The 13,628-nt window shown below is 67.2% G+C and carries 7 protein-coding genes; 2 read left to right on the forward strand and 5 right to left on the reverse strand.

Annotation, left to right across the window (positions count from 1 at the left end; genetic code table 11):
- Nucleotides 1-141: 141 nt before the first annotated feature.
- The 4 genes from AC0IYS_RS21430 to AC0IYS_RS21445 are packed head-to-tail and all read right to left on the reverse strand — an operon-like array spanning nucleotide 142 to nucleotide 9,375.
- Nucleotides 142-1,599, reverse strand: coding sequence for an efflux transporter outer membrane subunit (locus AC0IYS_RS21430; RefSeq protein ID WP_471707077.1), 1,458 nt, complete (start codon nucleotides 1,597-1,599; stop codon nucleotides 142-144).
- Nucleotides 1,596-4,889: an efflux RND transporter permease subunit gene (locus tag AC0IYS_RS21435; protein WP_471707078.1), complete on the reverse strand. Its 3,294-nt coding sequence runs from the start codon at nucleotides 4,887-4,889 to the stop codon at nucleotides 1,596-1,598. The genes AC0IYS_RS21430 and AC0IYS_RS21435 overlap by 4 nt, the downstream gene beginning before the upstream one ends.
- On the reverse strand, nucleotides 4,886-8,005 hold the full coding sequence (locus tag AC0IYS_RS21440; protein ID WP_471707079.1) for an efflux RND transporter permease subunit: 3,120 nt from the start codon (nucleotides 8,003-8,005) through the stop codon (nucleotides 4,886-4,888). Before AC0IYS_RS21440 ends, AC0IYS_RS21435 begins: the two co-directional genes overlap by 4 nt.
- Complete coding sequence (locus AC0IYS_RS21445; RefSeq protein ID WP_471707080.1) at nucleotides 8,005-9,375, reverse strand: MdtA/MuxA family multidrug efflux RND transporter periplasmic adaptor subunit; 1,371 nt, start codon at nucleotides 9,373-9,375, stop codon at nucleotides 8,005-8,007. Before AC0IYS_RS21445 ends, AC0IYS_RS21440 begins: the two co-directional genes overlap by 1 nt.
- Nucleotides 9,376-9,662: 287 nt before the next feature.
- Between AC0IYS_RS21445 and AC0IYS_RS21450 the strand changes: the two genes are divergently transcribed.
- Together AC0IYS_RS21450 and AC0IYS_RS21455 are read left to right on the forward strand one after the other, a co-directional pair.
- On the forward strand, nucleotides 9,663-10,397 hold the full coding sequence (locus AC0IYS_RS21450) for a response regulator (RefSeq protein ID WP_471707081.1): 735 nt from the start codon (nucleotides 9,663-9,665) through the stop codon (nucleotides 10,395-10,397).
- Nucleotides 10,397-11,674 (forward strand): ATP-binding protein, encoded by a 1,278-nt coding sequence (locus AC0IYS_RS21455; RefSeq protein WP_471707082.1) that lies wholly within the window; start codon nucleotides 10,397-10,399, stop codon nucleotides 11,672-11,674. Before AC0IYS_RS21450 ends, AC0IYS_RS21455 begins: the two co-directional genes overlap by 1 nt.
- A 57-nt stretch (nucleotides 11,675-11,731) precedes the next feature.
- Here the strand turns inward: AC0IYS_RS21455 and sppA are convergent, their stop codons facing one another.
- Nucleotides 11,732-13,606, reverse strand: coding sequence for a signal peptide peptidase SppA (sppA, locus tag AC0IYS_RS21460; protein WP_471707083.1), 1,875 nt, complete (start codon nucleotides 13,604-13,606; stop codon nucleotides 11,732-11,734).
- Nucleotides 13,607-13,628 lie beyond the last annotated feature (22 nt).

Genomic DNA, 13,628 nt, shown 5'->3' on the forward strand with positions numbered 1-13,628 from the left:
ATTAAACCAACCGTCGGGCCCCGCCGCCTGCTACACAACAAAGGATGCGGGCAGCAGGGAATGTGGTTTTTGTCTACATCTTGCCAGATGATTATACAAAGGTCGCGCCCAAAAACCAAGCGGGCGCGCCCCTCCACCGCCTTAGTCGCTTGCGGAATGCCAGCCGCCGCCCAGCGACTGGATCAATGCGATCGCCGTGGTCTGGCGGTCGGCCTGCGATTGCACCAGCGCGCGGCGCGCGTTCAGCGCCGTGGTCTGCGCGGTCACCACATCGGTGTAGCCTACCTGGCCGGCGCGGTAGCGGTTCAGCATCTGCACCTCCACCTGGTCGGCCGCCTCGGAGGCGATCCTGCGCAAGTCCTGCTGCTGCGCCAGCGCCCTGGTGGCCGACAGCTGGTTTTCGACGTCGGCGAACGCGGTCAGCACCGTCTGGCGGTAGCGGGCGATGGCGGCGTCGCGCGAGGCTTCGGCGCCGGCCACGCGGGCCCTGGTGGCGCCGGCGTCGAACAGCGTCTGCGCCGCCGACAGTCCCAGCGACCACAGGCTGTTGGAGGCGTTGAACAGGCCCGATGCCGCGTTCGAGCCGAAGCCGTAGGAGCCGGTCAGGTTCAGGCTGGGGAAATAGGCGGCGCGCGCGATGCCGATTTGCTCGTTGGCGGCGGCCACCGAGCGCTCGGCCGAGGCGATGTCCGGACGGCGCTGCAGCAAGGTCGAAGGCACGCCCGCCGGCACGTCGGGCACCGTCACATTCCACGGCGCCGGCGCCAGCGCGAAATCGCTGGCGGCCTTGCCCAGCAGGACCGCGATCGCGTGTTCGAGCGTGGCGCGCTGCTGCACCAGCGTGACCTGGTCGATGCGGGCGTTGGCCAACTGGGTTTGCGCCTGCAGAAGGTCCGACTTGGTGGTGACGCCGGCGTCGAAACGGTTCTGCGTGATCTGCAGCACGCGCTCGTAGCCCTCGGTGGTGGCGTCGAGCAGCGCTTTTTCGGCGTCGGCCTGGCGCAGCAGGAAGTAATTGGTGGCCAGCTCGCCCTGTGCGGACAAGCGGGCGGCCGCCAGGTCGGCGGCGCTGGCCTGCAGGCTGGCCTGGGCGCTGTTGGTGCCGGCGCGCAGCCTGCCCCAGATATCCGGCTCCCAGCTGCCGCCGATGTTGGCGCGGTACTGGCTGATGTTCTGGGTGTTGCCGCCGCCACCGGAGCGGGTGGCGCTGCCGTTCAAATCGACCGCCGGGAACAGCGCGGCGCGCTGCTCGCCGACCAGCGCCCGCGCCTGCGCGTAGTTGGCGGCGGCGATGGCGACATTCTGGTTCGAGACCTCGATGCTGTCGGCCAGCTGGTTCAGCAACGGGTCGCCGAACAACTGCCACCACGGCCCGCGTTCGAGCGTGTCGGCCGGCGCGGCGGCGGTCCATCCGGCGGCTGCCTTCTCGGCATCGGTGGCGGTTTCCTTGAAGGCCGCCGGCGACGGCGTCTCCGGCAGCTTGTAGGCCGGACCGACGGCGCAGCCGGCGGTCGCCAGCGCGGCCAGGGTCAGGACGGCCAGCGCGATGGCGCGATGGCGCGGCGCCGGACGGATGATGGTTGGTGCGTATGTGCTCATGGTGTGCTCGGCGACGGGTCGCTGTGAATTTTGCTTAATTGTTCTTCGGACGGGCCGCGGCGGCGCAGCTTGTCCATCAGGATGTAGACCACCGGCGTGGTCAGGAGCGTCAGCAACTGGCTGGCGATCAGGCCACCGATGATGGCCACGCCCAGCGGCCGGCGCAGCTCCGAGCCCTCGCCGAAGCCGATCGCCAGCGGCAGCGCGCCCAGGGCGGCGGCCAGTGTCGTCATCAGGATGGGACGGAAGCGCAGCAGGCAGGCTTCGCGCACCGCTTCGAGCGGCGACAGGCCGCGCGAGCGCTCCGCCTCCAGTGCGAAGTCGATGATCAGGATGGCGTTCTTCTTGACGATGCCGATCAACAGGAAGATGCCGATCAGGGCGATGGTCGAGAACTCCATCTTGAAGATCAGCAGCGCCAGCACCGCGCCCACGCCCGCCGACGGCAAGGTGGTGAGCACGGTCACCGGATGGACCAGGCTTTCGTACAGGATGCCGAGCACGATGTAGATCACCACGATGGCGGCCAGGATCAGCAGCGGCAGCGACTTGTTGCTGTCCTGCGCCGTCTTGGCGGCGCCGGCGAAGCTGCCGCGCACATTGTTCGGCATGCCGATCTCCGCCTCCGCCGCCGCGATGTCGGCGGAGGCGTCGGACAAGCTGGCGCCGTCGGCCAGGTTGAAGGCGATGGTCGTCGCCAGCTCGCCGTCCTGGTGGTTGATCGACGTCGCCGTCGAGCTTTCCGCGAACCTGGCCATCGCCGACAGCGGCACCATGGTGGTGGCCGTGGTGCTCAGCGCGGAACCGGACGATGCGTCCCGGACCGCCGGCGCGGCGACGTTGGCGGCGGTGGCCGTGCTGGCGCCGGCGCCGGCGGTGGTCGCGCCGGCCGTTGTCGTCGCCGTCGCGGCGACCGTCGGCGCGCCGCTCGGGTTACTGGCCGTGGGCGCCGGCAAACCCTTCGACGGCACATAGACGTCCTTCAGCGATTCCGGGCTCCTGCTGTAGTCGCGCGCCACCTCCATGATGACGTGGTACTGGTTCACCTCACCGTAGATGGTCGCCACCTGGCGCTGCCCGAAGCTGTTGTACAAGGCGTTGTCGATATCCTTGGCCGACACGCCCAGCCGCGAGGCGCTGTCCTTGTCGACGGTGACGAAGGTTTCGACGCCGTTTTCCGCCTGGTCGCTGTCGACATCGACCATCGACTTCCTGGCCTTCATCGCGTCCGCCAGACGGGTGGCCCATTTCTTCAAATCGGCTTCGTTGTCGCTTTTGAGCGTGTACTGGTTGTTGGCGTTGGCCGAGCGTCCGCCCGCGCGCAAATCCTGCACGGGACTGAGGAACAAAGTCACGCCCGTCACCCTGGCCAGCTTGGGCCTCAGGCGCGCGATGACGGCGTTGCCCGCCACGGTGCGTTCGCTGGCCGGCTTCAGGTTGATGAACATGAAGCCGCCGCCGGCGCGCCGCCCGCCGGTGAAGCCGACCACGGTGGCGACATCGGGATCGTCCTTGATGATGTTCACCAGCTGGCGCAGTTTGCCCTGCATGGCCTGGAACGAAATGCTCTGGTCGGCGCGGATGCCGCCGCTGATCTGGCCCGTGTCCTGTTGCGGAAAGCCGCCCTTGGGAATGGCCGCGAACAGATAGACATTCAGGCCGATCACGAACACGAGGCTGAGCATCACCAGCCAGACGCTCGACAGCGCCCAGTCCAGGCTATGTTCGTAGCCTTTGAGGACCCGGTCGAAGCCGGCCTCGAAAAAGCGCGCCACGCGGCCCGGCGGCTTGCCATGCTGGTCCGGCTTGAGCAGCCAGGCGCACATCATCGGCGTGGTGGTCAGCGAAATCACCAGCGAAATCATCACGGCCGCCGACAGGGTGATGGCGAACTCCTTGAACAGCGCCCCGAACTGGCCGCCCATGAACAGCAGCGGAATGAACACCGCGATCAGCGAGAGGCTGATCGACAGCACCGTAAAGCCCACCTCGCGCGCGCCGAGCAGCGCCGCCGACAGGCGGTCCATGCCGGCCTCGATATGGCGCTGGGTGTTTTCCAGCACCACGATCGCATCGTCGACGACAAAGCCGGTGGCCACGGTCAGCGCCATCAGCGACAGGTTGTTCAGGCTGAAGCCGAGCAGGTACATCACGCAGAAGGTGCCCAGCAGCGACACCACCGTCGCCACAGCCGGCACGATGGTGGCGCGCAGGTTGCGCAGGAAGACGCTCACCACCAGCACGACGAGCAGGATCGAAATGATCAAAGTGACCTCGATCTCGTGCAGCGACGAGCGGATCGAGTTGGTGCTATCGCTGGCGATGGCGACGTTGACGTCGGGCGGCATCTGCGCCTGCAGCGCGGGCAGCTGCGCGCGCACGCTGTCGACCGTCTCGATCACGTTGGCGCCCGCCTGCGGCCGGATCAGCACGACGATCGCCGGCTGGCCGTTGAACAGGCCCAGATTGTTCACGTCCTCGACCCCGTCGACCACCTCGGCCACGTCCTTGAGGCGGATCGCCGTCTCGTTGCGCCATCCGACCACCAGGTCCTGATAGTCCCTGGCGTTGCGCCCGCCGCTGGCGTTGGCCGACTCGGTGTAGATCTGCAGGCGGCGGCCCTGACCTTGCAGCGCGCCGCGCGGGCGGTTGGCGTTGGTGGCCTGGATCGCCGCGCGCACATCCTCCATCGACAGGCCGTAGCGGTTCAGCGCATAGGGATTGAGTTCGACGCGCACCGCCGGCAGCGAGCCGCCGCCCAGTTCCACGTCGCCGACGCCGGTCACCTGGGACAGGCGTTGCAGCACGGTGTTGGAAACGGCATCGTAAATCTGGCCCGGCGTGCGCGTTTTGGACGTCAGCGCCAGGATCATCACCGGCGAGCCGGAAGTGTTGGCCTTGCGGTAGGTCGGATTGCTGCGCAAGGTGGCCGGCAGGTCGACGCGACTGGCGTTGATCGCCGCCTGCACCTCGCGCGCCACGGCGTCGACGTTGCGGTTCAAATCGAACTGCAAGGTGATATTGGCGGAGCTGGTGCTGGAACTGGACGTCATTTCATTGACGCCCGCGATCACGCCCAGATGGCGCTCGAGCGGGGTCGAGACGCTGCTGGCCATGGTCGACGGGCTGGCGCCCGGCAGGTTGGCGTTGACCGTGATGATGGGGAAATCGACCTGCGGCAGCGGCGCCACCGGCAGCACGAAGAACGCGCCGATGCCGGCCAGCGCGATGCCGATCGTAAGCAGGACGGTGGCGATCGGCCGTTTAACGAAGGGCGACGACAGGTTCACAGCGCACCACCTTCGGCGGGCGCCGGTTTGGCCGCCGGCGCATTCGGCTTGCCGCCGCCGAAGCGGCGCGCCAGGCTATCGAAGCCCAGGTAGATCACCGGCGTCGTAAACAGGGTCAGAAGCTGGCTGACGATCAATCCGCCGAAGATCGCCAGGCCCAGTGGGCGGCGCAATTCGGCGCCCTCGCCCCAGCCCAGCATCAGCGGCACGGCGGCGAACAGCGCGGCCAGGGTCGTCATCAGAATGGGACGGAAGCGCAGCAGCGCGGCCTGGTGGATCGCCTCGCGCGGCGGCTTTCCGCCCTCGCGTTCGGCCTCGATGGCGAAGTCGATCATCATGATCGCATTCTTCTTGACGATGCCGATCAGCAGAATGATGCCGATGATGCCGATCACGCCCAGATCCTGGCCGCTGATCCACAGCGCCAGCAAGGCGCCGACGCCGGCCGACGGCAACGTCGACAAAATCGTCAGCGGGTGCACATAGCTTTCATACAGCACGCCCAGCACGATGTAGACGCACACCACCGCCGCCAGGATCAGCCAAAGCTGGTTGGACAGCGAGGCCTGGTAGGCGCCGGACGCGCCGAGGAAGGTCAACGTCACCGACGGCGGGAACTTGATCTCGGCGGCGGCCTGCTTGATGCTGTCGACCGCCGTGCCAAGGGAGACGCCCGGCGCGGTATCGAAACCCAGGGTGGTGGCCGGATACTGCGCCACGTGCGTCACCTGCAAAGGCGCCGCGCGCTCGCTGATGGTCGCCAGCGCCGACAGCGGCGTCGATTTGCCGGAACCGGTGCGCAGTTGCAGGTTGCCCAGGTCCTGCGGCGTTGTGATGTCGTCGCTTTTCGCCTCCAGGATTACGCGGTACTGGTTGGTCTCGGTGAAAATGGTCGAGACGATGCGCTGGCCGAAGGCGCTGTACAGCGCATCGTCGATCGAGGCGGCGGTGACCGACAGGCGCGAGGCGGTATCGCGGTCGACGGTGATGTAGGCGGCGTTGGCGCTGGCGCCGACGTCCGAGACGACGTTGCGCAGCTCCTTCTTGGTGCGCATCTGCTCGGCCAGCCTGGTGGCCCACTCGTTGACGGAGGCGTTGTCGGCGCCTTCGATCGACACGCGGAACTGGGTCGGCCCGGTTTCGGCGTCGATGGTCAAATCCTGGGTCGGCTGCAAATACAAGGTCAGGCCTGGGATCGTCGCCACGCGGTTGCGCAGGCGCTCCATGGTTTCCTGCTGGTTGCCGGTGCGCTCGCGCTTCAGGTTGATCAGCATGCTGCCGGTATGGAGCATGGTGTTGTTGGCGGCGTCGACGCCGACCACGGAACTGAGCGTCGCCACGTCCGGGTCTTCCAGCACCAGGCGGGCGGCCTGCTGCTGCAGCTCGGCCATCCTGGCGTAGGAAACGGCCTTGCCGGTTTCCAGGCGCGCCTGCAACTGGCCGGTGTCCTGGGTCGGGAACAGTCCTTTAGGGATCACCACGTACAGCAGCACCGTCAACAGCAAGGTGGCCAGCGCCACCAGCAAGGTCAGGCCGCTGTGTTTGAGCACCCAGATCAGCGCGCGGTCGTAATGGCCGATCACCCAGTCGAAGAACTGCTGGAAGCGCACGGCGAAACGGCTCGGCTGCTCTTCCCCGTGGCCCTTCAGCCAGCGCGCCGACATCATCGGCACCAGGGTCAACGACACCACGGCGGAGATCAGGATCGTGATCGCCAGCGCCATCGCGAACTCGCGGAACAGCCGGCCCACCACGTCGCCCATGAACAGCAGCGGTATCAGCACCGCGATCAGCGACACAGTCAGCGAGATGATGGTGAAGCCGATCTGCTTGGCGCCCTTGAGCGAGGCTGCCATCGGCGTCTCGCCCTCCTCGATGTAGCGGGCGATATTCTCGATCATGACGATCGCATCGTCGACCACGAAGCCGGTGGCAATGGTCAGCGCCATCAGCGACAGGTTGTTCAGGCTATACCCGAGCAGATACATGATGCCGCAGGTGCCGATCAGCGAGATCGGCACCGACAAGCTGGCGATCACGGTGGCGCGGATGCTATGCAGGAAGGCGAAGATCACCAGCACCACCAGCAGCACCGCCAGCACCAGCTCCATGCCGACGTGGGTGACCGAGGCGCGGATGCCGGTGGTGCGGTCGCTCAGCACCTCCAGCTTCATGGCGCCGGGCAGGCCGGCCTCCAGCTCCGGCAGGCGGGCCTTGATGGCGTCGACGGTGGCGATGACGTTGGCGCCAGGCTGGCGCTGCACGTTGAGGATGATGGCCTGCTTGTTGCCGGACCACGCGCCCAGCTGCACGTTTTCCGCGCTGTCGACCACCTGCGCCACGTCGGCCAGGCGCACCGGGGCGCCGTTCTTGTACGCCAGGATCAGGTTCTGGTAGTCCTTGGCGGCCACCAGCTGGTCGTTGGCGTTGATGGTATAAGCGCGGGTCGGGCCGTCGAAACTGCCCTTGGCGCCGTTGGCGTTGGCGGCGGTGATCGCCGTGCGCAAGGTGTCCAGGCCCAGGCCATAGGACGCCAGCGCGTTGGTGTCGGCCTGGATCCGCACCGCCGGACGCTGGCCGCCGCTGAGCGTCACCAGGCCGACGCCGGAGACCTGACTGATCTTCAGCGCCAGGCGCGTGTTGACGATATTTTGCACCTCGGTCAGTGGCATCGTGTCGGAAGTGATGGCCAAGGTCAGCACCGGCGCGTCGGCCGGATTGACCTTGGCGTAGATCGGCGGCGCCGGCAAATCGGTCGGCAGCAACGAGGAGCCGGCGTTGATCGCAGCCTGCACTTCCTGCTCGGCCACCTCCAGCGTCTGGCCCAGGCCGAATTGCAGCGTGATGATGGAGACGCCGGCGGCGCTGGTGGAGCTCATGCGCTGCAGGCCCGCCATCTGGCCGAACTGGCGTTCCAGCGGCGCCGTCACGGTCTGCCCCATCACCTCCGGACTGCCGCCCGGGTACAGCGTTTGCACCTGGATGGTGGGGAAGTCGACCTGCGGCAGCGCCGACAGCGGCAGGAACTTGAAGCCGACCAGGCCGGCCAGCACGATCGCCAGCATCAGCAGCGAGGTCGCCACCGGCCGCTGGATAAATGGAGCGGATGGACTCATTATTGTGCCGCGCCCTGTTCTTTACGGTGGCGGCGCTCGGCGGGCGGCGCCGACGCGGCGTCGGCGGCGGCCGGCGTGCCCGCGGCGGAACCGGCAGCACCAGCGCCATGCGCGCGGCGACCGCCCCCGGCGCCCGGCAAAGTCACCTTGGCGCCTTCCTTGAGGCGGTCGGCGCCCTCGGTGATCACCTGCTCGCCCGCTTGCAGGCCGCTGGCGATCTGCACCCTGTCGACAGTCGCCTCGCCGCGCGTGATGCTGCGCATGGTCACGCTCTTGTCGTCCTTGAGCACCCAGACGAAATCGCCCTTGGTGCCATGGCGCACGGCGTTCACCGGCACCATGATGGCGTCCTTGATGGTGCGCAGCTCCAGGCGCACGTTGACGAACTGGCTCGGGAACAGGTTCGACTTGGCGTTGTCGAAGCGCGCCTTGGCCTTGACGGTGCCGGTTTGCGTATCGACCTGGTTGTCCATCGCCGCGAACTTGCCGCTGTCGAGGGTATTGGTGCGGGTGCGGTCCAGCGCCAGCGCCGGCAGCGCGGCGCCCTCGTTCACGCGCTGCATCACGCCCGGCACGCTGTCCTGCGGAATCGAGAATTCCACGTCGATCGGCGACAGCTGGGTGATCACGGCGATGCCGGTGGCGTCGCCGGAGCCGACCAGGTTACCGATATCGACCACGCGCAGGCCGACCCGGCCCGTAATCGGCGCGATCACCTTGGTGTAGCCCAGATTGAGCTTGGCCGTGCCCTCGGCGGCGCGGTCGGTCATGACCGTGCCTTCGAGCTGCTTGACCAGCGCCGCCTGCGTATCGACGTCCTGGCGGGCGATCGAGTCCTGCTTGAGCAGCGTTTGATAGCGCTGGAGCGTCAGTTTGGCGTTTTCCAGCTGCGCCTCGTCGCGCTGGCGCTGGCCGCTGGCCTGCAGCAGCGCCATCTCGAACTGGCGCGGATCGATCTGCGCCAGCACCTGGCCGGCCTTGACCATCTGGCCTTCCTTGAACAGCACCTTCTGCAAAATGCCCGATACCTGCGGCCGCACGGTGGTGGTGGCGGCGGCGGTCACGGTGCCCAGCGCATCGAGGGTCACCGGAATATCGACCTTGAGCGCCGTCGCCACGCCAACCGTGGTTGCGGGCGCGCCGCGCCGGCCGCCGCCCGCTCCCGGGCCACCGGGCCCGCCGGGGCCTCCCGGACCGCCGGCACCCGGCGGCCCGCCGGCCGTCGTCGGCGCCGGCTGGTGGGTCAGATACCATGCCAGGCCGCCCAGCGCCGCCATCGCGGCGACAGCGATCACGCCGCCGACGACTTTACTGCGGCGGCTGCGCTTCGGTGGGTTGACGTTCTGAGTCGGCGTGGCTTGCGAATCCATTGTTATCCTTTTAGAGGCTTGCGTGTCCATGGCAAAAACACCATGGCGGTTGATGCGTGGACTCTAGCATATGCACCCTTGCCTGTCAGGGGCCCGCAACCCCGGGTTACAAACTCGCTACAAAACAGACGATTTCCCCACGAAGTGTTCATCCCGCTTTACATTTCTTTACGGGTTTGACATTCCCGCGACATGCTGAAACAGCACACTTGCACCTTTGAGACCTGGTACATGGCGGCGGGTGCCCAACCTTGTGAAGCCGCGCGCCTGTCCGTAGAATGAACCGCATGAATACGACAAACGACCGCATACTGCTGGTGGAGGACGATCCCCGCCTGGCCGAGATGCTCACCGAATACCTGAGCCAATCCGGCTTCCGCGTCACCCACGCGCCCAATGGCCGCACGGCCGTCGGCCACATCGGCGCCGGCGAGGTCGACGCCGTGGTGCTGGACCTGATGCTGCCCGATATGGACGGCCTGGAGGTCTGCCGCCAGGCGCGCGCCGTCTCGGACGTGCCGGTGCTGATGCTGACCGCGCGCGGCGACGCCATCGACCGCATCGTCGGCCTGGAAATGGGCGCCGACGACTACCTGCCCAAGCCTTTCGAGCCACGCGAGCTGCTGGCGCGCCTGCGCGCCATTCTGCGCCGCCGGGTCGATCTCGGCCATCTGGACAGTGCGCCGCGCGGGGCGGGAACGCTCGGGCGAGGCGAATTCCTGCGCTTCGGCCGGCTGGAGATCGATCCCGATTCGCATTCCGCCCGGATCGACGGCGTGCCCTGCGAACTGACCGCCTACCAGTTCGACCTGCTGCTGGTGCTGGCGCGCCACGCCGGGCGCGTGCTCTCGCGCGACAGCCTGATGGAACTGCTCAAGGGCGAGCCGATCGAAGCGTTCGACCGCTCGATCGACGTCCACATGTCGCGCATCCGCGCCGCCGTCGAGGACGACCCCAAAAAACCGCGCCGCATCATTACCGTGCGCGGCGCCGGCTACCTGTTCGCCAAGGTGCAGGATTGATGAAGCGCCCGAACTTCGGCATCGGCGTCGGGCTGCCGCGCCTGTACCTGCGCTTCTACGCGGCGATCCTGATCATCCTGTTGCTGTTCTCGCTGGCGGTGAAGCAGGTGTGGAGCCGCAGCGGCGGGCCGCTGGAGCGCTCCAACGTCACCTTGTCGCGGGTGATGCAGAACGTGCTGGCGCCGCCGGACGCGCCGCGCGCTCAGCAGCAGGCGGCGCTGGAGAACGTGGCCAGGGGCCTGAACGCGCACATGACGCTCTACACCCGCGACTGGAGGGCGCTGGCGGTGGTCGGCGAGCAGATCCCGGCGCGCCACTGGCGCCAGCGCGGCATCACCGGACCGCCGCCGGAATCGTTTGTGCGGCTGCCCGACGGCCGCAAGCTGCTGTCGAGCGAGCCGCTGGGCTTCGCGCGCCCAAGGGGAATGCTCAACAACGCGCTGATGCTGCTGGCGGTGGGACTGGGCATCGCCGCCTTTCCACTGGTGCGCGGGCTGACCAAACGGCTCGAGCGCCTGCAGCACGGGGTGGACTTGCTGGGCGCCGGCGATCTGAAGGCCCGCGTCCAGGTCGAGGGCAAGGACGAAGTGGCGCGACTGGCGCTCAGCTTCAACCGCGCCGCCGACCAGATCGAGCAGCTGGTCGGCGCCCACAAGACGCTGCTGGCCAACGCCTCGCACGAATTGCGCACGCCGCTGGCGCGCATCCGCCTGGCGCTGGAGCTGATCAAGGACGGCGTCGACGCCAAGCGCCGCGCCGGCCTGGAACAGGACATCGCCGAACTCAATGAACTGCTCGACGAAATCCTGCTGGCCAGCCGGCTGGGGGCCGTGGTCGACGACACCACCCTGGAGGAAATCGACCTGCTGGCACTGGCGGCGGAGGAATGCGCGCGCTACGACGAAGCGGTGCTCGATGGGGAATCGGCGGTGATGCAGGGCGATCCGCGCCTGCTGCGACGCTTGTTGCGCAATCTGCTGGAGAACGCGCACCGGCACGGCAAGCCGCCGGCGAATGTGAGCATCGCCAATGACGGCGGCACGGCCAGGCTGACGGTGTGGGATAACGGACCGGGCGTGCCGGAAGCGGAATTCGAACGCGTGTTCGAGCCGTTTTATCGCCGCCGCAATACGCGGGACAACAGTGGCGCGGGGCTTGGATTGGCGCTGGTGCGGCAGATCGCGCGCCGCCATGGCGGCGAGGCGCGTTGCGTGTTGATGGCCGATGGGCGGAGCGGTTTCAAGATCACGTTACCGCTGGCATCGGGTAAAGCATAAAGAATAGCGCATAAAACGTCGGCGGCCCGCACAAGCGCCGCCGACAACGTCAATCAATTATGGCGACTCGCACAGGCAATGCGTGATCGCGGTGAACGGCTTGCGCGACGCCGTCAATTCGGACAACCAACCCAGATCCTTGGCAATGCCGGTCGCCGCGCCAGGCGGCAAACCGGTGCTGGCCGCCACGCCCAGATTCACCTGCCGGCTGATCGCCTTGGCCACCGCCTGCGCCGCCGAACCGCCCAGCATATCGACAATGCGATCGAACTTGCTGGTTTCACGCTCGATATACACCACGCGGAAATCGCCGCCAAGGCTGGCGCGCTTGGCCGCCGACTTCAACGCATCGTTGTAGCTGCCCAGCGTATCGACCAACCCGCGCTCCTTGGCCTGGGCGCCGGTCCATACACGGCCCTGCGCCACCGCGTCGATTTTCTCCGGCGTCGTCTTGCGCGCCTTGGCCGCGCGGGTCGTGAACTCGGCGTAGATATGGTTGATGCTGCCCTGGATGACCTGCGCGAAGCGCGGATCGAGCGGACGCAATGGATTGCCCGCGTCGCCCAGCCAGGTGGTCGGCTGGCCGGCGGTGTGGATGCCCAGCTTGTCGATCACCTTGTCGGCGGTCGGCAGGATGGCGAACACGCCGATCGAACCGGTGATGGTGTTGGCGTCGGCGATCACCTCGTCGGACGCCATCGACATCCAGTAACCACCGGAAGCGGCCACGTTGCCCATCGAGACCACCACCGGCTTGCCGGCGGCGCGGGTCAATTCCAGCTCGCGGCGGATCAGCTCCGAGGCGAAGGCGCTGCCGCCGGGCGAATCGACCCGCAGCACGATGGCCTTGATGCCGTTGTCCTCGCGCGCCGCGCGTATCAGTTTGGAGGTCGAATCGCCGCCGATGGCGCCGGGACCGGCGGTGCCGTCGCTGATCTCGCCCTGCGCCACGATCACGCCGACGGCGTCGCCGGTCAGCTTGTGCGGCGCGCGCGCCAGGTATTCGTCGAAGCCGACCTGGCGGAAGCTCTTGCCGTCGAGGTCCAGCGCGCCGCGATTGATCATCATCTGGCGGATTTCATCGCGGGTTTTCAGGCCGTCGACCAGCTTGGCCGCCAGCGACAGCTTGGCCAGGTCGCCGTTGACCGCGACCACCTGCGCCGGCAGGTCGTTGATGGTCTTCATGATCTGACCCTGCGGCATCTTGCGCGCCTTCTCGACGTCGTTGGTGTAGGACGTCCACAGCGCGGTGTTCAGATACGACTCAGCCTCGCTGGCCGCCTGCGACGGGCCGTTGGCGATATACGGCTCTCCGAAGCTCTTGTAGGTGCCCACGCGCAGCAGGTTGACCGTCACGCCGACTTTATCGAGGGCGTCGCGGTAGTAGTTGCGATAGCGGCCGAAGCCCTCCATCAGCACCATGCCCATCGGGTGCATATAGACCTCGTTGGCATGGGCGGCCAGCAGATACTGGCGCTGGTCGTAGCTGGAACCCCAGGCCACCACCTTCTTGCCGGACGCCTTGAAGCGATCTAGGCCCGCCGCCACTTCGCGCAGCATGGCCTGGCCGCCGCCTTCCATTTCGTCGGTCAGCAGCACGGCGGCGCCGATCGACGGATCCTTGGCGGCCGTGTCGAGCACCGTAAGCACGTCGCGCAGCTGGATCATCTTCAGCGTTTCGCCGCCGCGCGCGCTGGTGACCAGCGCCTCGCGCGCGCTGACGCTGGACTGTTCGACCAGTTGCCCTTTCAGGTCCAGCACCAGGGTGGTCTTCGGTCCCAGCGGTTTGAAGCCGCCGCCGAAGATGGCGTAGGCCAGCGCGATCAGCAACGCCAGGAACAGCAGGTTCAGAATCGTGCGGCGGCCGGCGTCGAGCGCCCGCCAGAAGAAAGCGAAGCCGCTACGAATATAGGAAAACGGTGATCGGGCCATTGATACTCCAAGTGATTGCGTA

It is taken from the genome of Duganella sp. AC237 (assembly GCF_979254035.1).

What these genes read in the sequence shown, in the direction of transcription:
- AC0IYS_RS21430 (WP_471707077.1), bottom strand. Translation starts at nt 1,599, where the DNA reads ATGAGCACATACGCACCAACCATCATCCGTCCGGCGCCGCGCCATCGC.
- AC0IYS_RS21440 (WP_471707079.1), bottom strand. Translation starts at nt 8,005, where the DNA reads ATGAGTCCATCCGCTCCATTTATCCAGCGGCCGGTGGCGACCTCGCTG.
- AC0IYS_RS21445 (WP_471707080.1), bottom strand. Translation starts at nt 9,375, where the DNA reads ATGGATTCGCAAGCCACGCCGACTCAGAACGTCAACCCACCGAAGCGC.
- AC0IYS_RS21450 (WP_471707081.1), top strand. Translation starts at nt 9,663, where the DNA reads ATGAATACGACAAACGACCGCATACTGCTGGTGGAGGACGATCCCCGC.
- AC0IYS_RS21455 (WP_471707082.1), top strand. Translation starts at nt 10,397, where the DNA reads ATGAAGCGCCCGAACTTCGGCATCGGCGTCGGGCTGCCGCGCCTGTAC.
- sppA (WP_471707083.1), bottom strand. Translation starts at nt 13,606, where the DNA reads ATGGCCCGATCACCGTTTTCCTATATTCGTAGCGGCTTCGCTTTCTTC.